This is a genomic window from Mucilaginibacter sp. OK098 (assembly GCF_900142915.1).
Lineage (GTDB): Bacteria > Bacteroidota > Bacteroidia > Sphingobacteriales > Sphingobacteriaceae > Mucilaginibacter.
Genome location: NZ_FRCM01000001.1, coordinates 851,501 through 874,524 on the forward strand (window position 1 = coordinate 851,501; position 23,024 = coordinate 874,524).

At 40.1% G+C, this 23,024-nt stretch carries 11 protein-coding genes; all 11 read right to left on the reverse strand.

Translation table 11 applies throughout. The features are described from left to right. Window positions 1-17: 17 nt before the first annotated feature. A complete protein-coding gene (locus BUE31_RS03535) occupies window positions 18-1,811 on the reverse strand; it encodes a glycoside hydrolase family 9 protein (RefSeq protein ID WP_200801852.1) in 1,794 nt (597 codons plus the stop codon). A gap of 219 nt (window positions 1,812-2,030) precedes the next feature. Beyond that, complete coding sequence (locus tag BUE31_RS03540; protein ID WP_073400306.1) at window positions 2,031-2,624, reverse strand: porin family protein; 594 nt, start codon at window positions 2,622-2,624, stop codon at window positions 2,031-2,033. A 174-nt stretch (window positions 2,625-2,798) separates the two neighbouring features. After that, window positions 2,799-4,127, reverse strand: a complete 1,329-nt coding sequence (locus BUE31_RS03545) for a TolC family protein (protein ID WP_073400308.1) — start codon at window positions 4,125-4,127, stop codon at window positions 2,799-2,801. Window positions 4,128-4,152: 25 nt separating this feature from the next. Continuing rightward, complete coding sequence (locus BUE31_RS03550; protein WP_073400310.1) at window positions 4,153-4,830, reverse strand: ABC transporter ATP-binding protein; 678 nt, start codon at window positions 4,828-4,830, stop codon at window positions 4,153-4,155. A 336-nt stretch (window positions 4,831-5,166) separates the two neighbouring features. Beyond that, a complete protein-coding gene (locus tag BUE31_RS03555; protein WP_073400312.1) occupies window positions 5,167-7,566 on the reverse strand; it encodes an ABC transporter permease in 2,400 nt (799 codons plus the stop codon). Window positions 7,567-7,679: 113 nt separating this feature from the next. Next, entirely contained in the window at window positions 7,680-10,100 is a 2,421-nt protein-coding gene (locus BUE31_RS03560) for an ABC transporter permease (RefSeq protein WP_073400314.1), read from the reverse strand. 137 nt (window positions 10,101-10,237) lie between these two features. Further along, window positions 10,238-12,697: an ABC transporter permease gene (locus BUE31_RS03565; protein WP_073400316.1), complete on the reverse strand. Its 2,460-nt coding sequence runs from the start codon at window positions 12,695-12,697 to the stop codon at window positions 10,238-10,240. Between the two features lie 102 nt (window positions 12,698-12,799). Further along, window positions 12,800-15,163 carry an ABC transporter permease gene (locus BUE31_RS03570; protein ID WP_073400318.1) on the reverse strand — a complete coding sequence of 788 codons (2,364 nt, stop codon included), beginning with the start codon at window positions 15,161-15,163 and terminating at the stop codon, window positions 12,800-12,802. 107 nt (window positions 15,164-15,270) lie between these two features. After that, window positions 15,271-17,700 carry an ABC transporter permease gene (locus BUE31_RS03575; protein ID WP_073400320.1) on the reverse strand — a complete coding sequence of 810 codons (2,430 nt, stop codon included), beginning with the start codon at window positions 17,698-17,700 and terminating at the stop codon, window positions 15,271-15,273. A 226-nt stretch (window positions 17,701-17,926) separates the two neighbouring features. Next, window positions 17,927-20,437 (reverse strand): ABC transporter permease, encoded by a 2,511-nt coding sequence (locus BUE31_RS03580; protein WP_073400321.1) that lies wholly within the window; start codon window positions 20,435-20,437, stop codon window positions 17,927-17,929. Window positions 20,438-20,518: 81 nt separating this feature from the next. Then, the gene (locus BUE31_RS03585; RefSeq protein ID WP_073400323.1) at window positions 20,519-22,990 is read right to left on the reverse strand and encodes an ABC transporter permease; all 2,472 of its coding nucleotides are present in this window, start codon (window positions 22,988-22,990) and stop codon (window positions 20,519-20,521) included. Window positions 22,991-23,024: the final 34 nt, after the last annotated feature.

The following is a 23,024-nucleotide window of genomic DNA, read 5'->3' on the forward strand; positions in this document are numbered from 1 at the left end:
GTTTGGTTTATTGAAATTTATTTAGACGTTTTTAATTGATCCTGCAGCGCTTCAATGGCATTGGCTAAATAAGCAAATGGTGCATTCCAGTTAATGGCTATTTCATTTGCCGCATATGCACGGTCATCATCAATATAAGCTTCATCAGGTACTAACGACGGTACCCTGATCTTATCCTGCATCCCCGGATTTGGGCCGCCAACTAATAAACCGGGAATCGGATCAGCAATACCATCAGCAACCGAAGGCCGGTGATGCGGGTGCATGGGTGTTTTGCTTCCGTAACCGGTTATGTAGGAGTAGCCTGATCCATTGCGCCCTAAAATATAATCAAGGTTGGCAAGGGCAAAATCAAGATATTGTTTATTATTCGAGAGCTTATAAGCCTGGATTAGTACAACTCCTTCATTAGCTGCCTCGGAGTTGCTGCCCCACCCAAAATGTCGGGCTGATTTTGTCATTACAGTTTGATAGGCTGTTTCACCTGCCCCGTTTATCAAATTATCGGCCAAGGCAAGTAGTCTTTTTTTAAGTTCGGGTAGTTCCTTTGGCGCATTTGCTCCCGATAAATTATTGTTTTTTATCAATGCATAATAGCCTAAGAGCCTTACCTGACTCCAGGTTGGGATTGGCATATTGGTATCGGGCAAGAGATTTACTGCCTTTAAAAATTCCGGTTTTTGAGTACTGATAAATAACTCTGATGCGGCCCAAATAAATTCATCACTAAAGTTACCGTCGCCATAGCCGCCGGTTGTGATTTTAGGCTCGAACTTTTTGTTCATAGCATCCTGGTTGTAAATAACGGCGGGGTTTTTAACTGCCCATTCCCATGCTTTGTTTGCCTGCAACAAGCACGAATCAGCCAGTCCTGGAAGCTCTTTAGGGAATTTTCTAAAGATCCGGCTTGCCTGGGCCATAACTGCTGCAAAATCAAGCGTAGCTGCAGTTCCTTTTTGTACAACATAGCGCGGCTCTGTGCCTTTATCAGGCATCTCCATTTTATCAAATGCGGCATTGGTGAGTTTATTATAAACGCCGCCATCATTTGGGTCCTGCATGGTAAGCATCCAGCGCAGGTTCCAGAGCACTTCGTTCAGCACATCCGGGATCTTATTTCCGCTTTCAGGAATATTCAGCTTAACCGTTTTCATGTAAGCCGGAAAGTCTTCGTACAGCGATAATAAGGTACTTGTACTGATTCCGCTGTTAACGATGTACTTATTATAATCACCCGCGTCATACCATCCTCCAGGCGATGAAATAGACGTGCCAGCCAACCGCTTATCACTTGCTGCCGATGGATGGATCAATACATTGGAGTCTGGATGTCCTTCTGCCCTGCTCCATTTACCTGCATATCTTTCTTTAAGCGGAATAGAGGCGCGCATAAAATAATATGCTTTTATAGCCGCGGCTGCAACATTGTGATGGACTGAACGCTTAATTTCAAAAGGATAGGAATACCCAGAACCTGGGACATATAGCTGATACTTACCGGGGACATTAAAAGAAGTAAAATCTGCTACATCTGTAAAATCTCCGTTTAAACCAGGCTTAATTGATTTTTTTAATTTCCCGGTAAATACATTTTTCTTATCTAAAGCCTGAATATAAAAAGCATTGCTTTTGCTGTTTAAAATAATCCCTGTTTTTGAAGCTTTCGGATAAAAGCCAATTTGATTTAAACGGATCTTTACACCGTCGTTCACAATAACTTGCTGAGAAAAGGCGGTTTGCACTATGAACGTAATTATAGCTGTCAGCATGTATGTACTGCGCATCATATAGTTGCGTAAATTATTGTTCATTGAATATGTATTGTTACAGGTTACAAATGGTTTATAAAGATAAGTGTAACCTGTACAATAAGTATAATACTAAATTGACAATTGGCTGTATAAATATAATACTAAACCAGCATATTTAGAAAATCCGCAACCATGTCAAAGCTTACAAAACAAAAGGCCTGCCTTATTGGGGCAGACCTTTTGTATAAATTAAAGATCAGTTATTAGTTGCCTGATCGCTTATATTTTAATTAAAGGCACGGCAAGGCTTAAATTAAACAAGCTAACCCTGGTATGCGAATCGCCAAACGTTTGTTTGGTTAGCCCGGCCTCGTAACGCAGATCAATAGAGATGTTTTTAATATCGACACCTGCACCGAACACCCATGCAAAGTTTTGATCTTTATAATTGAAAGAGGTTGCATTACCAAAAGCGTTCCCCAGGCTATTATCTTTATTAATTGCGAAAGACACTAAAGGGCCTGTATAAAAGCGACCGCCAAATCCGAAAGCGCCAACTTTACCACCAAATAAAAGCGGAACATCAAGGCTTGTAAATTTTGCTTTTACAGAGGTGCCATTATCAGAGATCTCAACATTTTTAGCAGTTAGATAAAGTTCCGGTTGAAAGTTAAAGCCTAAAGCTCCAACCCTTGCCCACAAACCACCTAAATAACCCGCTCGGTTACTGCTGTTAAATGTTGAACCTGAATAATTAAGCTTGGAAAGATTTACACCACCTTTAATACCAAATTGAAAAGATGGTAAAATTTGGGCCGAAGTAAAACTAAATGCAGCAGTAGCAATTGCCAGGGTAAGGATAAGTTTTTTCATAGTTATTAATACGAAGTAAATGTTTGGTTATTGTATTGAAATTGATTTAAGGGGATGCCCTATAATTAGCAATATCCGGTCTGCATTACTTAGTTTTAATGCAGGCCGGATATCTGGTAGAATCTGGAATAAAATTAGAATAAATTTTACTAATCCAAAAGAATTATAAAATATTTAAAAGGTTAATTGCCCACGGTAATAATCTAATATTTTAACGCGGATTAAATAGTCGTAACGGGCATTTATCAAATTGGTATTGGCAACATCTAAATTGTTTTTTGCTATTACAAAAATATCTGCTGTTACAACCCCGGCATTAAACTTAACCCCGGTAGCATTAAAGGCCTCCTGGTAGGCTGCAACCTGGTCTGTTACTGCCGTAAAACGATCATTTGATGCCATCATATTTGCATAAGCCTGTTCTATTTGTTGCTTAAGCTGAACCTGGATGTTGTTGCTGGTATTTTGTGCATCTATTAAATCAAGCTTTGCCAACTTAACATTATTCCTGTTTTGAAAATAATTCAAAATAGGGATCTGTAGATTTAATCCGGGCCCGTAGCTATAGTTGTTTCTGAACTGACTGGAAAAGCTTGTGGTTCCGGTGCTTGAATAATTGGTGTTGATTGAACCACCTAAAGACAATGTTGGATATAACCTTCCTTTACGTGCCAAAACTTCTTTTTCAGCGGCTTTAACCCTAAAGTCAGCAGCTTTAACCTGTGCCAAACTTCCCAATGCCGTTGAGTAGATTTGATCGGAGGTTTGGTCATAGCTTTTAGGTGTCTGGTCAGCAGGTAGTAACCTTACTAATTTTATATCCTTGTTATAAGGCACATTCATTGCTTCTAACAAATTTAGCTTTGCTGTAACCAGGTTGTTTTTAGCATTAACAACATTTGATGCATCATTTGCGTGTGAACCCTTTATATTATAATAGTCAGCAGGGGCAACTGTTCCAGCAGTATTTAAAACGGTTTCACGCTCTAAATTTACTTTGGAGGCATTAAACTGTGAATTTGCCTGGGTAAGCTGGTCTTCACTGTTTAAAACCTGCAGGTAAAATGAGATTATATTTAATGTGGTAAGGTCCTTTACTTGTTGAAAATCCATTTTACCAGCCTGGTATGCCAATGCATTTTGTTTTATAGCATTTATATAGCTGAAACCATTAGAAAGTAAAACGTTACTGCTTAAACCATACTGCCCGTAATTAATTTTCTGGTTAACATAGTTATAATTGGTAGGGTCCTGGCTGCGGCCAAAACTTAACGATTGTGAAACATTACCGTTAAGGGTGGGCAAAAGGTTTTCGCGGGCTTGTTGCAGGGCTATGCGGTCTCTTTCCATTGTTGTTCCGCTGGTTTTTACAGTCAGGTTATTCTTTATGGCCAAATCAACACATTGTTGCAGGGTTAAAACGCTATCTAATTGTTGCTGGGCCTTTGTAAGTACCGCTATTGATAAAAATAAAAGTAGGAAGGGTATTTTTTTAAAAAACATGATTTCTGTGATATTTATTTCTGGATTAGAATTTTCTTGATGATTCTACTCTTCCGTCTAAAAGATTAATGATCCGGGAACCGTACTCAGCATTTTTTTCAGAGTGTGTTACCTGTATTATAGTAACCCCATCCTCTTTATTTAGCTTACGGAACAGTTCCATTATTTCTTCGCCTTGTTTTGAATTTAAGTTACCAGTAGGCTCATCAGCCAGCAACAATTTAGGTTTGGCAATTAATGCACGGGCAATGCCCACTAATTGTTGCTGTCCGCCGGATAGTTGCGCCGGGAAAAGATCTTTTTTACCAACAATCTGGAAACGGTCAAGCATATCAGCCACCATAGCTTTACGCTCGGCACCTTTAAAGTCCTGGTAAATTAGCGGGGTCTCAATGTTTTCATAAACAGTAAGTTCATCAATAAGGTGATAAGCCTGGAAAACAAAACCAATATATTGTTTATACAGGGCCGAACGCTGTTTATCTTTAAGCTGATGCACAGCGTTGCCTACAAAGTAATGGTATCCTTCCGACGGTTCATCAAGCATGCCTATAACGTTCAATAATGTTGATTTGCCTGAGCCCGATGGACCCATTATAGAAATAAATTCGCCTTCGTCAATATCGAGGTTAATGTCATTAAGTACAATGTTCTTGTTGCCGCCGGCCTGGTAGTATTTTGAAATATGCTGAAGTGATAACATTTGTTATAAATTATTGAATTAGTTATTTAGTGAATTAATGAGTTGCTAATTTATTAAATAAGTATTTGAATTAATCATAGCTTTCCCACATTCTGGCACATAAGTATCAATAACATACCAAACTTTTAATTGGCTATATATCAGTATATTGTAAATTAAACTTCAAGTAAAAACTGTTCGCTTATGTAACATGAGGCGTACGGTTATGATACAGATTGGGGTTTAGTGATCAGAGATTGGAGGTCAGAGATTAGGTTTGGTGATTAGAGATCAGAGATTAGATAAGGATTCAAATAATCGTCCTTTTATTCCTAACCTCTGGTCTCTAATCTCTGATCACTCGGAACGCAGGCTCTTCACCGGGTTGGTAACGGCCGCTTTGATTGATTGAAAGCTAACTGTAAAAAATGCGATCAATATGGAGAGAATACCCGCTACAACAAAGATCCACCACTGGATATTTATGCGGTAGGCAAAATCCTGCAGCCATTTGTACATTACAAACCATGCAATTGGCCAGGCAATTATGTTGGCAATTATCACCAATTTGAGGAAATTTTTTGAAAGCAGTAAAGTAATGTTTTTCACCGATGCGCCTAATACTTTGCGTACTCCGATCTCTTTTATCCGCTTTTCTGCCGAATATGATGCAAGACCAAACAGCCCGAGACAGGATATGATAATGATCAGACCTGCCAGGATTCCTACAATTTTGCTAACCTGGTCATCAACCTGGTAAACTTCGTTAAAATGGTCATCCAGAAACTGGTATTCAAACGGAATATCGGGCACGGTACTTTTCCATGTATTTTTTATAAAGTCAAGTGCCTTGCTTGTTTCACCAGCGTTTATTTTTACCGACATGGTGCTAAAGCCATCGCCTTTATAGCTCAACATAAACAGGGTTTCAATTTTGTAATGCAGCGAATTAAAATTAAAATTTTTGGCAATACCTTTTATCGTACCCAATGAATCGTACCCAAAAGTTTGCCCAATTAATGATGATAAAGGTTTTTTAGGCTGATCTTTTAATAATTCTTTTGCCAGTGCCTCATTAATAATGTACTCCCTTCCCTCCTGCGGCTTTTCGCCCGAGAAGTTTTTACCCATCAGTAACTTTATTTTATACAATTTCAGATAATCTGCATCAGTTATTAGTCGGGTTGCTGTTAGCTGGCGCTTAGGGGCATCTGAGGGCCTGAATTCTATTCCCGACTGATCCAAATGGCTTCCTAAATTATCCTGGGCGGCTGTTACTCCCTTTACCAGGTTACTGGTTAACAACTGTTGTTTTAAAAGATCGTATTTGGCCGGCGAAACCATGTTCAATGGCACAGTAACTACCTGGTCTTTAGTAAAACCCGGATCCTGGTGCTGCATAAAATACAGTTGCTTTACTACAAGCACTGTAGCTATCATCAGGAAGATGGCACTGGTAAATTGCCCTACTACCAGTATATTCCTTAATAAACCTTTGTTTTTGCCTGTTTGGATGGAGCCTTTTAAGACCGTCACCGGGTTAAATGATGACAGATAGGCCGCAGGGTAGATCCCTGAAATAAGGCCAACAATAGTGGTGCAGCCAATAATTAAAAGCGTTACGCCCAGGTTGCTAAAAATAGGCAGGCTTAAGTTGCGGTGACTAAGGCTATTGATAAACGGTAACGTAATCTCAACCAAAGCAAATGCAAACACCAAAGCTATTAAGGCCAACATTACCGTTTCGCCTAAAAACTGGATAGCCAGTTGAAAACGATATGCGCCAATTGACTTGCGGATACCCACCTCTTTTGCTCTTTCGGCAGATCGTGCCGTTGAAAGGTTGATGAAATTTATACAGGCAATTACCAACACAATAAGGGCTATTGCCAGGAACAGGTTAGTTAAATTTTTATCAAACTTTTGATAATTAAGGTAGTCGAGCCCTATCGTTGCCGAATTAGCATGAATATCTTTAAGGGGCAAATAGAACAACTCATAATATTTCCAGCCATCACCTTTCATATGTTTTTTAAGATAGGCAGGCATTTTTGCCTCAAACGCCTTAACGTCAGTATTTGGCGCTAATACCAAATAGGTATCTAACCAATTGCCTCCCCAGTTATTAATCATCCATGGTTTAAAAGTGGTATTAAATGAAAATAAGGCGTCAAACTGCAGGTGCGAGTTTTTTGGCGGATTGGCAGCAATCCCGGTTACTGCATAAGTGGTAGTATCGCCGCCATAATGTGTAATGGTTTTTCCGATAGGATCAGCATTGCCAAACATTTTTTGGGCAGTTTCTTCAGTAAGTACAACGCTGTGCTGCTTTAATAATGCAGTAGTTCTATCTCCTTTTATTAGCTTAAAATCGAAAATGTTTAAAAAGGTGGTATCAACAAAAAATGCTTCGGGAATAAAAACCTTTTTCTCGCCAAAGGTAAGCTGGAATTTCTCCTGCCACCTGATGCGGGTGAAATTTTTAATCTCCGGATAATCAGCCTGTAAAGTTGGCCCCATCGGAAACATAGACAGGCCTACTTTTTGTGACGATACCATGCCCGGGAATTTTTGCACCTCATCAAGTTTGTAGATGTTTTTTGTATGAAAATTATCGAAACTCTTTTCGTATGAAACAAACAACATAATAACAATACAGGCGGCCATTCCGATAGACAGCCCAATAATATTTATAGCCGAAAAAACCTTGTTTTTCCAGATGTTCCGCCAGGCGATCTTTAGGTAATTCTTTATCATTTTATTTGGTCATTAGTCATTGTGTCATTAGTCATTCGCTTCGCTGTCATCAGTAATAGTCATAAGGTAAAAAGCACATTAGAGATTTCTCCACTAATGACCAATGACTAACCTCACTCAGAACGTAGACTCTTCACAGGGTTTACCAGGGCGGCCCTTACGGCTTTATATCCTACCGTTACCCAGGCAATAGCAATTGATACAAGTATAGCCAGTATAAATATTCCCGGGCCAAGGGTTATTTTATAGGTAAAGGCCTGAAGCCACTTATTCATAAAGTACCAGCCTATTGGGGCCGAAATAGCAAATGCAACTAAAATAAGTAGAGTAAATTCCTTTGAAAATAAATAGACAATATGGCTTACTGTTGCGCCCAGCGTTTTGCGGATGCCAACTTCCTTGGTGCGTTGTACTGCCATAAATGAAACCAGCCCATATAAGCCTAAGCATGATATAAATATAGCTATACCGGCAAATATTTTGTACAAGGTGGAGAGCTGATCTTCACTTTTATAAAATTCAGCTATTTTATCATCTAAAAATTGATATTCATATAAACCGTCAGGGAAATTATTGTTCCATAACTTTTCAATTGAAGCCAGTGTGCTGTTGATGTTTGCCGGTTGAACCTTGATGTTGATAACCTGGTACACATTTTTCCACGAGCTCATTAAAACCGGTGGGATCTCATCTTTCAGCGAGCTTACGTTAAAATCTTTTACCACGCCTACAATTTGTGCTGTTTTCGTTTTATCTCCCCACAGGTTAATATATTTCCCGATCGCGTCTTTTGGGTCATGTACGCCAAGTCTCTTTAACAGGGTTTGGTTTACGATATATGAATGAATGGTATCACTTTTTACATAGGCATGCCCGGCAACAAATTGAAGCTTATATAATTTAAAGTATTCAGCATCCGCCCACTTTAAATTGGCAGCAAAATCTGTCTTTTTTCCTGAATTATTATAAGTGAAATCACTGCTCCAGCTATCTCCGCCTGACGGGCTTGTAAAGCTGTAACTAACATCAGTTATCCCAGGCTGTTGAATAAGCTGATCGCGCAGTGAATTTAGTTTGGTTTTGCTGATACTATCACCCGGAAAAGGAACCGTAAGTATGGCATCTTTTTCAAACCCTAATGATTTGGTTCTGAAATAATCCATCTGGTGGATAATAACCAGTGTTCCTATCACCAATACCTGTGCTATACAAAATTGCAGAACCACCAATGCCCGGCGTAAAGAGATGCCACCGGTACGCGCTGAAGCAACTTTGTTTTTAAGCGCAGCAATTGGGTTAAAGCCCGACAAAACCATCGCCGGATATAAACCCGAAAGCAGTGTAACGCTAATAATAACACTAAATAAGAATAACAATATTATTGGGTCGGTAAGGAAGGCGCCGCTGAGCTTAATTTCAAGCAACTTGTTTAATAACGGTAAAGTGATTTCTGCAAGGCCAATAGCCAATATTACTGCACAAAGCGTGATAATAAATGTTTCGCTGATAAATTGAAACACCAGCTGTTTCCGGTTGCTGCCCAGCACCTTTCTGATCCCTACTTCTTTCGACCTGTTAACAGCTTGTGCAGTAGCCAGGTTGATGAAATTTACACAGGCAATTATTAACAGGAATGCCCCGATTAAGCCGATTGCCTCTAAAAGCTGCTTACCGAAAGGATGGAAAGTAAAAATACTTACTTCTGTATTGTAATGCATATCGCCTAAAGCCTGTAATTGAAACCCCTGCTTTGCATATTCAGCCGGTTTATGTTTTTTGGTAAACACTTCCAGGTCTTTATTAAACAGGCTCACATTCATATTATCAGGCAATACCATAAAAACATAGTGCGTGCCAAATGTGCTTACCCAATCCTTTAGGTTGTCATAAAAGTTGCTGCCTTTTTCTTTTATAGTGGCATATGATACTACTATCTTAATCGGAAAATCAGTATTTGCAGGTAAGCTTTTTATAATGCCCGTTACTTTCAAACTGGTTTTGTTTTCATATTTAATAACCTTACCCATGGCATCATGCCAGTCGCCGAAAAATTTATCGGCCTCATCCTGGGTCAAAACAACGGTATTAGGTTCAGACAGTGCTGTCTTTTTATCACCAGCAAGCCATCCAAAATCAAAAATGTTAAAAAACTGGGACTCTGTGTAATAGGCATCATCTTCCTTAAACTTTTTTACTGCTTGCCCCTTGCTATTATCTACCGTATAATGCCCGCCATACCGGAATATGGCGGCCACATTCTTTATCTGTGGAAAATCAGTTCTTAACCCTTCAGCAACGGGTAAGGGCACACCGCTACCCCAAACAAACCCGTTTTTACTTTTATAGGCAGTAACTACCCGGTAGATCTTATCTTTTTTTGAATGGAAATTGTCAAAGCTGGTTTCGAAATGTACAACCAGGAAAATAAGCAAACAGGCCGCAATGCCTATTGCAAGGCCAATAATGTTTATGGCTGTATAGCTTTTGTTCCTAAGCAAACTACGCCAGGCAGTTTTGATGTAATTTTTTATCATTGTCTTTGGTCATTAGTCATTATGTCATTCGCTGCGCTGTCATTAGTATTTTAAGGTTGTAAATTGTGCCATTGGATCTTTTAATCTAGTCGTTCGCCCAAACAAATGACCTAATGACTAATTACCAATGACTAACCTCACTCGGAACGCAGACTCTTCACCGGGTTAGCAACAGCCGCCTTTAAGGCCTGCGAACCTATGGTAAGGATGCCTATTATTATTGCTATAATGGTTGTATAAGCAAAAATTGTCCAGTCTATTGGTTTGCGATAGGCAAAGCCCTGCAGCCATTTATTCATGGCCCACCAGGCAATTGGCGAGGCAATGATTATAGACATGATGATGAGCTTCAAAAAATCGACAGAGAGCAGGGAAACAATGGTGCTTACGCTTGCACCAAGTACTTTACGTACACCAATCTCTTTTGTTCGCTGTTCAGCGCTGAATGCTGCCAGGCCAAACAGACCCAGGCATGAGATCACTATAGCTATCACGGTAAAGTAGCCCACAATGGCAGCTAGCCGGTTATCGGCCTCGTAATTCTTTTGAAATTGCTCATCCAAAAAATTGTATTCAAACGGGTCATTCTTATCGTACTTGTGCCATACATTTTCAATCATCTTTAACACTGGCGCCATATTGCCGGCCTTTGTGTGGACTATAAGGTAATTGTATTGAGTCTTATCACTCACCAATTGAAACCCATATGGCGTAACCGGCGAATGCAGGTCTTCATAATGAAAATCCTTTACAACACCTACTACCTGGAAACTGTATTGTTTTCCACGCAAATCATAATGAATGTTTTGGCCGATAGCTTTTTGTGGTGTTGCAAAACCAAGCTCTTTTATAGCCGTTTCATTAACAATAATACGGTTACCGGTATCCGATTTAAATTGAGCAGAGAAAAGCCTTCCTGACGCCGCTTTAATATCCAGTGTGCGTAAAAAGTCTTCATCAACATAATTTATACGAGTGTGTTTGGCATCGTTCATTGATTGGCCATCTCTATAAAAAGAAGCATCGCTTGGGTTGGAAATGCCCGGATAATAGGCCGATGCTCCAACTGAAATAATTTTTGTACTACTCTTTGTTTCGTTTTTAAGGGCGCTATACACAGCCTTTGAGTCGTTTGTCCGGAGGGGGATCACAATTTGCTGGTCTTTTGCGAAGCCCAGGTCGGCAGTGCGCATGTAATTCATTTGACGGGCAATAACTACCGATGCAATAATGAGCACAACAGAAATAATGAACTGGAAGATCACCAACCCTTTCCGGATTGATACTACTGCCAGCGAATTGGTAAGTTTACCCTTTAAAACTTTTACCGGGTTAAATGACGACAGGTAAAATGCCGGGTAGCTACCTGCTATAAGGCCGGTTATCAATGCCATCAGCAGGAAATATAATAGCAATGATTTATCAGCAGAAAATGAAAGGATTATTTGCTTGCCCGAAACCTGGTTAAACACCGGTAAAAGCAAAATCGTAAATATTACAGCAATAAGGAATGCTATAAAAGTCATTAAAACAGACTCCCCCAAAAACTGGCGGATCAGTGAGCTTTTTTCGGCACCCAATACTTTCCTCACGCCTACTTCTGATGACCGTTTTGATGAACGTGCGGTTGAGAGGTTCATGAAATTGATACAGGCTATCAATAAGGTGAATATGGCTATTGATACCAATACAAATAAATAGGTCCTGCTTGCCGGTGCTGTTACATTTGCTGTAAGCTCTTTGCTTAAATGAATGTCTTTTACAGGAGTAAGAAATTGCAGTTTTTCACGCCCCATTCGTTTTAGGTCGTTGGCTTCGTACTTCTTAACAAAATAAGGGAACTTACTTTCAAGCCTGGCTGCATTCGTACCACGTTTTAATAGCACATAAGTGTAAAACATATTATTCCGGGCAAAATCATTCCCTTGTTGTTGAAGGTATTTGTCCATCCCTCCGCCTGAAAATGATAAAAAGAAGTTAGCATCTATATGCGACGGACTATTCACGGGGCGAAAAACGCCTGTTACCGTATAATTATTATCCCCGTTCATATTACTACTGATATGCAGTACTTTATTAATGGCCGGCTGATCGCCAAAGATCTTTTTAGCCATAGTTTCAGATACTACTATGCTGTTGGGATTTGCTAATGCGATATTGGCATTACCTTCAATAAAATTATAGGTAAACATTTTGAAGAACGATGAATCGGCCAGGAAGCCATGTCCTTCTAAAAATGACTTTTTATCGCTATTTGTGGGCGCGTATTGTATAAGATTTACATCATCAGTAAACAAATTCAACAATTTTGTGCTTTCGGCAATCTCCGGGAACTCCTGTTTTAGTGCCGCAGCAACAGGTGGCGAAGTATAAGGAGCCTTATCTTCTTTTTCTCCCTTTTTTATGTTTGTTGTGCCAACCTGGTACAGGTTATCAATGTTTTTTTGGTAGCTATCATAGCTCGTTTCATAATGCAGGTAAAGGGCTATCAACATACAACAGGTAAGGCCTACCGCCAAACCAAAAATATTTACGATGGAGAAAAATTTATTCTTCATCATACTGCGCCAGGCAACTTTAAAATAGCTCTTTATCATTTTATTTGGTCATTAGTCATTGTGTCATTTCGCTGCGCTGTCATTGGTCATTTGCCATTGGTTTGCATCAGTCACTAATGACTAATGACCAATGCCAAATGACTATTCAGAACGCAAACTTTTCACCGGATTCATCAGCGCTGCTTTAATAGCCTGAAAACTTACTGTAGCCAACGCTATAACCATAGCCGTAACACCAGCTGTAGCAAATACCCACCAGTGAATACTTACCCTATACTGATAGCTTTGCAGCCAGTGATTTAAAGCCCACCAGGCTACCGGAAATGCAATAAGGCATGAAATACCCACCAACCGCAAAAAGTCTTTTGAAAGCAGACCTGTAAGGCCTGCTACGGATGCACCCAGTACTTTACGGATACCGATCTCTTTAATCCTGCGTTCAGCTGTATAGGCGGCCAGCCCAAACAGGCCCAGGCATGATATAAGTATGGCCAGCCCTGCAAAAACGCCTGCCAATGTGCCTGTTAAGGTTTCTGTTTTAAATTGTTGATTAAAGTCATCATCAACAAACTGGTATTCAAATGGATATCCGGGATTATCTGTTTTTATAATTGAGCCTATTTTAACCAATGCATCCTGCATAGTAACGTTTTGTTTAACCCGGATACTTAAAATGCTGGTACTTCCGGGGTTATTATATAACATTAGCGGTGCACTTGAGGCGTACATGTCATTATACAAATAGTCTTTCACAATGCCGGTTATAACACGCTGCTTGTTATCACCCTCATGTATAATTCCGCCTACCCGGCCTTCTTTGCCCATTTGTTTGGCAAATGCTTCGTTTATAATTACGTTATTGCTATCTAATGATGAATTTACATTGAAATTTTTGCCTGCAACCAGCTTCATTCCCATAGTTGGGATAAACTGTGAACTCACATTTTCCCAGCTGATCAACGGATTTTTTGACGGATCTTTTCCATCCCACTTATAATTGTCACTATTGCTCCCAACCTGTAATACAAGGTCATTGCTTAAAGCGGCATCTTCCACCACGCCGGATTTTTTAAGATCGTTGTAGACGCCGGCAAACTTATCGGCCATTTTGCCCTGCGTATTGATATAGATCAAATTGTTTTTATTGTATCCAAGCTGCCTGTTTTTAACATGCTGAATTTGCTGGTAAATAATAACAGTGCCGATAATAAGTATAATAGACGCAGAAAACTGTATAACTACAAGCCCCTGCCTGATAAGGCCCGAGCTGGCGCTTGATTTTATTTTTATATTTTTTAAAACAGCTATCGGGTTAAATGATGATAGATAGAATGCAGGATAACTTCCTGCCAATAAACCTGTTATAAGACTTATTGTAACTAAATATATAATATGGCCAGGCTCAAAAATATTAACAACCAGTTCCTTCTGTACCAGGTTATTGAATGATGGCAAGGCCAAATAGATAAAAACAACAGCTACCAGTACAGCAATAAACGACATGATAACAGCTTCGCCAATAAACTGGCCTATCAGCTTGCCCTTACCGGCGCCCATTACCTTACGCACGCCAACTTCTTTAGCCCGTTGCTCGGACCTTGCTGTAGAAAGGTTCATGAAGTTAATGCAAGCAATAATTAAAATAATAAAAGCTATAATGGCAAATAAGCGTATATAGGTTATCCTGCCGCCGCCATCCGCCTTACCGTCCGTAAAGCTGTCATGCAGGTTCCAATTATTCATAGCAAACAGGAAGCATTCATTAGTATTTCGCGGGGCTTTGGTAGTTATGTAGTGGAGTAATTTTTTATTTATGGCATTGATATTGGCAGCTGGATCCAGCTCAACATAAGTGCGTGCCCAGTTAGCACCCCAAATTTGCATCCATGGCTGTTTGTGATCAATATTCTTTAGCGGCGCAAGCCAATGAAATTGAAAGGTTGAGTTTTTAGGGAGATCTTTAAAAACGCCGGCTACTGTAAAATCCTGTTCATTATTCATTTTCAAGGATTTTCCTATAGGATTAGCATCGCCAAAAAACTTTTTAGACATAGTTTCATTAATCACAACTGCGTGCAATTCGTGAAAAGCATTGGATGCATTGCCATAAATAAACGGCAGATCCAGCATTGGGAATATTCCGGGATCAGCATAGGCACCTTTCTCATTTATCGTTTTATCACCAAGTGCAAAAACCATTTGATCATAATTTGACAATATTGCAGCATTTTTAATTCCCGGGATCTCTGATCTGATGGCTTGCGCCATCGGCCCGGGGGTAGCATGAAAAGTGCTGACCTTACCACTATAGGTTTGGTTCTCATAAATGGTATACAGGTTATCCTTCTTTTTGAAATTGCTATTATAGGTAAGCTCATCCTGCACCCATAAAAATATCAGCGAAGCACAGGCTATCCCGATAGCCAGCCCGGTGATGTTTAAAAAGCTGTACCCCCTGTTTTTTAACAGGCTGCGCATGGTGGTTTTGAAATAGTTCTTTATCATTTTATTTGGTCATTAGGTCATTCGCTACGCTGTCATTAGTCATTGTGTCATTGTACTTAGTCAGGCGATTTTCCCACTAATGACTAATGACACAATGACCAATGACTTTATTCACTCCTCATGCTTCTCACCGGGTTAGCCAGGGCTGCTTTTACCGCTTTATAGCCCACCGTTATCCATGCCAGTATTATGGATGATACAAGTGCGAGTAAAAACACATCAACACTTATTGAAATCCGGTACACAAAAGTTTGCAGATATCCTGACATCATATACCATGATACAGGCACCGCTATCAGGAAAGAGATCCCTATAAGCACTATAAACTCTTTTGAAAACAGGAATACAATGCTTTTTACCGAAGCGCCAAGCACCTTGCGTACGCCTACTTCTTTGGTTCGTTGTACCACCATAAATGATACAAGGCCATATAAGCCGAGGCATGAAATAAAGATGGCGATGCCTGCAAAAATCTTATACACTAATGCCAGCTGATTTTCCTGCTTATAAAACTGGGCTATATTATCATCAAGAAAATAGCCGTTGTAAGCATATTCCGGGTACATGTTTTCCCATTGCTTTTGCAGCTTTGCTACTGTTCTGCTTAAATTTTTAGTTTCGATTTTAAGAGCGATCTGTGATTCGAATTTCTTTGCAGGTGAAATAACAATTGGTTTAACAACATCGCGTAATGAGTTGGTTTTAAAGTCTTTAACCACGCCGGTTATAGGAGCCCATGTAGCTTTATTACCCCCCAGCCTAACAGTTTTACCTATTGCGTCTTCTGGTTTTTTGATACCTAATTTTGCCAGAAAGGTTTCATTAACAACAACCTGTTTTATAGTGTCGCTCGGGTCATAGCCTTTACCTGCAACAAAATGCATCCCAAAGGTTTTAAAATAATCTGCATCGCCATATTTCAAAAAGGTGGTTATCCCATTCTCTTTTCCGTTATGATCAAAGTAAAAGTTTGTACCCCAGTTATTTTCTGACGATGGCGCATCTGATGAAAAGCTTACTGATTTTACTTCTGCATTTTGTAAAAGCTGCTGTTTAAATGCGTCTATTTTACGCAAGCTGATGCTATCGGTATATCCCGGAATTATCAGTACTGCACTTTTGTTAAAGCCAAGATCGGCTTCATTAACAAAATTCATTTGTTTTATGGCGATAATGGTGCCGATGATCAGTAATTGCGAGATGCCAAACTGTAATACCACTAATCCTCTGCGTAATGGAATACCCCCTATTGATGCCGCGGTAATCTTGTTTTTTAAGGCTAAAACCGGCTTAAACCCTGATACAACCAATGCCGGATAAATACCTGACAGTGTGATAACTACAATGGTTACCAAAACTAAAAATAACAAGCTTCCCACATTAAGCAGGCTGATGCTATCCGGCACACTGGCGATATTTTTAAGATAAGGCAGCGCAATTTTTGCAGCCACTATTGCCAATAGTACTGAGCTTACCACTATTATAGTTGTTTCGCCCATTACCTGGCCAATGAGCTGGCCCCGGCTACTGCCAAGTACTTTGCGGATCCCAACTTCTTTTGAGCGGCCTACAGATTGCGCGGTAGACAGGTTAATGAAATTGATGGATGCCATTACAATCATCAGGATGGCGATAAATGATAGTATGCGTAAGGTTGACTTTGTGGTCATGTGGTCGCCAAGGGTGTTGCCAAAGCGGGTATCAAAATGCATTTCGTTTAATGGTTGTAGAAAATTTACCTGCCCCACTTTACCCTTATCACCAGAATGCCTGTGATTAAACATTTTTAGCTGTCCGTTAATTCTATCTACAGACTCATTTTCAGGTAATTTCATAAATACCTGGTGATTGCTGCTTATTGCATGCCAGTTTGAAAAATAGTTGTAATCATTAGGGTGCTGTTTCCATGTGATGAATGATACCAGAATTTTTAAAGGCAGATCGCTGTTGGGCCTAGCGTCTTCAATTACACCCGCTACTTTTAAAGTCAGTACATTATCCATCCGTAATGTTTTGCCCATGGCATTTTTCCAATCGCCAAAATATTTAGTGGCGCTGCTTTTATCGATAATAACCATGTTAGGTTCTGCCAATGCATTTTTATCACCGGCCAGCCAGGTTGCGCTGAAAATATCAAAGAACTGCGGCTCCATAAACATTACACCTATGTTTTCGGTGAACTTCTTATCGCCGGCGCCCTTTAAAGAGCCATTATCAGGCACCGTCACCTGGCTCCCGTAGTTTGAATTTATAGCAGCTACCTTTGCCTGTGGAAAATCGAGCCTTAACGCTTCAGTAGCGGGAACTGGTACCCCGGGATTATAAGAAAACCCTTCTTCCCGTGTCTGCTGGGTAACAACGTGATAAATATTTTTAAAATTAGGCCTGAAGGTCTCAAAGCTAAGCTCGTATTGAATAACAACAAATATGAGCAGGCATGCAGCAATGCCAACGGTTAAACCAGAAATGTTAATAGCGGTATATCCTTTATGGTGGACAATATTACGCCAGGCTATTTTGAAGTAATTTTTAAGCATGATAAAATTCTTAGTTACAGTATATTAAATAAAATATGTACCAAACACATAAATAATTAATAATCAGATATTTGAATAAGTTGTTTGTGTACGAATATGTTCGTAAGTGAAACAACGGGTGTTCGGTAATGATACAGTTGTGGTTGGTTGATTAGAGACTAGTTAATTGGAGACTAGGAAAAAAGCAAAGCAAATTTGCTAACTTTCTAACCTCCAATCTCTAACTTTATTCTGAACGAAGGCTATTCACGGGATTACCCATTGCTGCTTTTATAGTGTGATAGCTCACTGCTATTACAGCAGTAAGCATGGCAATAATGCCCGCTGTGGTGAATAAGATCCAATCGGGGTTTATGCGGTAGGCAAAATTATCAAGCCATTGGTGCACCAGGTAAAAGGCCACAGGGGCCGCAATAATAAATGAAGCAGCGGCCAATACTATAGTCCCCCGGTTAAGCAACAGGAACAAGTTGGATACAGACGCCCCCAAAACTTTGCGGATGCCGATCTCTTTTGTTCGGTTAATGGTTGTAAGTCCTGACAAGCCGAATAAGCCTAAACAGGCAATAATAATAGCCAATATGCATGAAGTTGTAATAGTGGTCATCCAACGCAAATAAGCATCGTAGCCTTTGGCAACATCTTCATCCATAAATGTATAGCTGAACGGCAAGTTGCCGGTGAGTTGGTTCCAGTTAGCTTTGATCCGGTTTATTGTATTAGGGATGCTTTGCCCGGCTTTTATTTTAATCCAAAAATTTCCAGTACTGTTTACGTTAATGGTATGATAGGCAGGTACAATTTCTTGGGTAAGATCGTTAGTATGATAATCTTTGCAAACGCCAATTATATGGCTGCCCAGTGTTTCATTGATCACATCGAGCTTAGGCTTGCCTAATAAATTGTATAACGATTCGTTTACAACAACCGCGTGTTCAATTAACATCCCGTTATGCGATTTTTTAAGATCGCCCAATGCTAATTTGGCACTATCAGTGGCTACATTCCGAGAAAAGCTTCTACCTTCAACAATCGGAATCTTGAGGAATGAAAAATAGTTGTAGTCCACATTCAAATCCTGGATCACTACTTTTTCACCATTTATTGTTACCCCGTTACTACTATATACTCCAAAACTGAAAGATGTGCTCGTAATATCCTGGATAGCAGGCTCGGTAACTGCATAATTATAGAGCCTTTGTTTTAACACTTCTGTTTTAGGTTTATCAAACCAGCTATAAGGCGATTGCAGCACCAAAACCTGGTCTTTATCAAACCCCATATTGCTTGCGTTTATATAATGCATTTGCTTATTAATAGCCAATGTTGATATAACCAGCACCATACAAATAGCAAATTGAATAACCACGAGGCTTTTTGATAAAAATGGACTGATACGATACGCAGAAAAGCCTCGCATAATATTTAATGGCTTTAAGCCCGACATGGCTATCGCAGGGTAAACACCTGACATTAAACCCAATACGATAGCTAATACAAATAGGAACAAGCCAATTGTACTTAATGAAAAGTTAGACAGCACAATATTTGTTCCGGTTAAGGTTCCGAAAAGCGGCAGACAAATTACTGAAAGCAGGAAACCCGCTATTACGGCAATAAAAGCCAGCAGTTGGGTCTCGGTATAATATTGCAGTACAATTTGTTTACGGCCTGCCCCTATGGTTTTACGCACACCAACATCCTGCGAACGTGAGATAGCGTTTGTGAGCGTAAGTAAAATATAATTTAAACAGGCAATTAATAAAATGATAACTGCAAGGCAAACCAACTGGTAAATATTCTTCAAATTGGTGTAGTGATACCATCCTTCGGCCTGGTTGTAGTGGGCATCGGCAAATAGTCTTAAAAAGATGTGCATATCGCCCGGCTTCTTTTTCGGATCATATTTTTTCATCGACTCCACAAGTGGTTTAAAATATTGTTTGGCAAATACATCCAGCTTGTTTTTTAATTTAACAAGATCGGTTCCTTTTTTTAGCTTCAAAACAAGGCGATCGCTCAGTGAGTTAACACCCCTATTAATTTTGTCCTTATAGCTGGTGTTTGTTTCCATCGGGATGATCATATCAAACTGGAAGCTGGAATTTGCCGGGAAGTTTTTAAACACTCCGCTTACCGTTAACGGCGGCTGACCGGTTTCATTTGGCAGAGATATAATTTTGCCCACTGCATTATCACGGCCAAAATATTTCTCGGCTAATCTTTCGCTAATAACAACCTGGTTGCGCCCGGTTAGCACAGTTTTTGAATTCCCAGAGATGAGCGGATAGTTAAATACCTGGAAAAAGTCAGCATCGGCAAAGGTTAAATTATCTCCCTGCTCTTTAAAGTTGTTATTGCCCACCTTAATTGTTTCCTCGCCAATACCGCTAAGCCTTATTGCGTTTTCAATCTCCGGGAAATTGCTTTTCAGATCTGGCGCTAATACCGTTGGCGTTTGGATACTATTCTTTTGCTCTGCATCTTTCATTAAAAAAGAGAAGAAATTTGTCGCTGACTTTTTTTGATCAAATGACCCAAACAGGTTGGTTTCTTCTAAACGGTATAATTGATCCCGATCATGATGAAAGCTATCAAACGATTGCTCATTTTTTACATACAAATAAACAAGAATGCAAAATGCACTTGCTACACTTAAGCCAATTATGTTTATGGTAGTGTACAATTTGTTCCTAAAAATATTCCGGAACGCCAGTTTTAGGTTGATCTTTAACATATATGTTAGTTCATTGTTAATAGTTCATGGTTCATAGCAGGAAGCCCTTTTTTTTACTAATCTTCAATCTCTAGTCTCTAATCACTCAGAACGCAGGCTCTTCACCGGATTTGCAATTGCCGCCTTAACAGTTTGAAAACTTGATGTAAATACAGCAGCCAGCAGCATCCCAGCTCCGCTGATTGCAAAGATCCACCAGCTTATGACCGTGCGATCGGCAAAACCCTGCATCCATTGGTTTAAAGCATACCATGCAATGGGGGTTACAATAACAAATGCAAGCAAGATGAGCATAATCAGTTCTGACGATAGCAGCGTTACTACCTGTGCCACTGTGGCACCGAGTACTTTTCGCACGCCAATTTCTTTTGTGCGCTGGTTGGTTGTGTAAATTGCAAGGCCCAATAGACCGAGGCAGCTTATAAATATCGACAGTGCAGTTGCCCAGGTAAGTAATGTTGACGTATGCTGCTCGGTTTCGTAAAACTTAGCAATTGTCTCATCAAAAAAATTATAACCGAAATCATCATCCGGATAAATCTCTTTCCATGTTTTTTGGATGCCCGCAATTGCTGTTTTCCATTCGCCGCCTCCGGCAGTTTCAGGCTTTAAGGCAATATGGAATGTGCCCTTCATAAAACTATTGGTGCCGGTATATATGGCCAGCGGTTTAATAGGTTCGTGGAGTGAACGTTGATGAAAATCAGACACCACACCTACAACCTGCAACGTTTTAGGGCCATTAAAATGGTTTAGCACAGTACCAAGTGCGGCGTTTGGCGTTTTAAAACCAAGTACTTTTGAATACTTTTCATTTATCACCACGCTTTTTGATGTATCGCCTATGCGCAAAGCCCTGCCTGCAAGCAATTTAAGCTTGTATAGCTTCATATAATTTTCATCCCCGAATTTTAACTGAACATCGGTTTTTACTTCTTTTTTCCCATCCTGGTAACTCACATTTGTTGAGTTAGTATTGCCTGACGATGGCGGAGCGCCGCCAACACTAACCAGCTCAACCTGTGGCATAGCCTTGAGTTTATTAAAAAAAACTTGATTACGTGCCTCAGTGCGGTTTTTCCATGGGGAGTTTATTACAATTATGGCATCCTTTTTAAAGCCCAGGTCTTTATGAAGGGCATAGTGGATTTGTTTGCTTACCAATACGGTCGCCATTATAAAAAACTGTGCGATTACAAACTGCGCCACCGATAACGATTTACGCAGCAATGCCTTACGGCTTTTGCTGCCGCCAGCACTCACCTGGTTTTTCAGCACAGATACAGGCTTATAGCCCGACAGCACCAGGGCTGGATAAAATCCTGATAAGAGACTTACTATTAACACAAGGCTAACCAGGAAGAGGATCAGATCGGGCTGATGTAGAAAATCAACCTTAACGCCTGGTGCAATAAAATCAGAAAATAATTTTAGTACAACCGGTGCCAGCATTGCCGACAGGATAACTGCAATTAACGTGATCATGAACGTTTCGCTTAAAAACTGGAAGATAAGCTGCCCTCTGCTGCTGCCCATTGTTTTGCGGATCCCAATTTCCTTAGCCCGCTGATTTGCCTGCGCTGTAGTTAAATTTATAAAGTTTATACAACCTAAAAGCAATAGAAATGCTGCTATAACCAGCAGGCCTTTAAGGGTACTTTTACTGGCAATCCGGCCGTTATCAAAGTTTCCGTAGTCGCCATTAAAATGTAAATCGCTTAATGGCTGCAGGCTAAAACCGTGAGTATTTCCCTTATCTTCTGGTTTAGGCGGGCTGTTTTTCTTAAGTATAAAATTTACCTGTTTTTCAATAACGGCTGCCGTTGCAGTAGACGACAGTTTAATAAACAACTGCGATGCCGACGATGTACTTTCCCATTCGGTAAGCTGGAGTTGATCTTTAAGGTCTTTTACTACAGTACCCGTGCTGTATGATATAAAATCGTGAAAAGTGAAGTCGCTGTTTTGCGTTAAGGTTTGTACAATTCCCGTAACGGTGGTTTTAAGGGTGTCATAGGTAATTACTTTGCCTATCATTTGCCCGTAAGATAGATTAGGGAAATATTTTTTGGCCTGTGCCGATGCCAGCACAACCTGGTTGGGTGCCCCTAATGCACTTTTTGGCGAGCCTGCAAGCCAGGTGTAATTAAAAATTTTAAAATATTCAGGGTCGGCTAATACTACATCGTCCTGATTTTTAAAGCGGGTTTGGGGTGCGCCTGCTTTGCCCGGAACAAATACGTTCGGTTGAGACAAGGTAAAGAAAGGTGCTACAACAGCAACACCGGTAGCCTGGCTTTTTATTGCCCCTGCCAGCGGCCCGCAAACCCCACTATTATAGCCAACTTCGCCCTGGAAAGAGTAGTTAGAAACTACCCGGTAAATGCGGTCGCCATCGTTATGAAATTTATCGAATGTAAGCTCGAAATGTACGATCAGGTAAATTACTATGGCCGCGCTTGTGCCAATTAACAAACCTGTAATGTTTATCAGTGTAAACAACTTGTGTTTCCTGAAACCTCTGAAGGCAATTTTAAAATAGTTTTTAATCATGATATTAGGTCATTAGTCATTGTGTCATTTCGCT

Excerpts from the sequence above, each read along its gene's own strand:
- BUE31_RS03575 (WP_073400320.1), bottom strand. The coding sequence starts at position 17,700 with ATGCTTAAAAATTACTTCAAAATAGCCTGGCGTAATATTGTCCACCAT.
- BUE31_RS03560 (WP_073400314.1), bottom strand. The coding sequence starts at position 10,100 with ATGATAAAAAATTACATCAAAACTGCCTGGCGTAGTTTGCTTAGGAAC.
- BUE31_RS03580 (WP_073400321.1), bottom strand. The coding sequence starts at position 20,437 with ATGTTAAAGATCAACCTAAAACTGGCGTTCCGGAATATTTTTAGGAAC.
- BUE31_RS03545 (WP_073400308.1), bottom strand. The coding sequence starts at position 4,127 with ATGTTTTTTAAAAAAATACCCTTCCTACTTTTATTTTTATCAATAGCG.
- BUE31_RS03555 (WP_073400312.1), bottom strand. The coding sequence starts at position 7,566 with ATGATAAAGAATTACCTAAAGATCGCCTGGCGGAACATCTGGAAAAAC.
- BUE31_RS03550 (WP_073400310.1), bottom strand. The coding sequence starts at position 4,830 with ATGTTATCACTTCAGCATATTTCAAAATACTACCAGGCCGGCGGCAAC.
- BUE31_RS03585 (WP_073400323.1), bottom strand. The coding sequence starts at position 22,990 with ATGATTAAAAACTATTTTAAAATTGCCTTCAGAGGTTTCAGGAAACAC.
- BUE31_RS03540 (WP_073400306.1), bottom strand. The coding sequence starts at position 2,624 with ATGAAAAAACTTATCCTTACCCTGGCAATTGCTACTGCTGCATTTAGT.
- BUE31_RS03565 (WP_073400316.1), bottom strand. The coding sequence starts at position 12,697 with ATGATAAAGAGCTATTTTAAAGTTGCCTGGCGCAGTATGATGAAGAAT.
- BUE31_RS03570 (WP_073400318.1), bottom strand. The coding sequence starts at position 15,163 with ATGATAAAGAACTATTTCAAAACCACCATGCGCAGCCTGTTAAAAAAC.
- BUE31_RS03535 (WP_200801852.1), bottom strand. The coding sequence starts at position 1,811 with ATGAACAATAATTTACGCAACTATATGATGCGCAGTACATACATGCTG.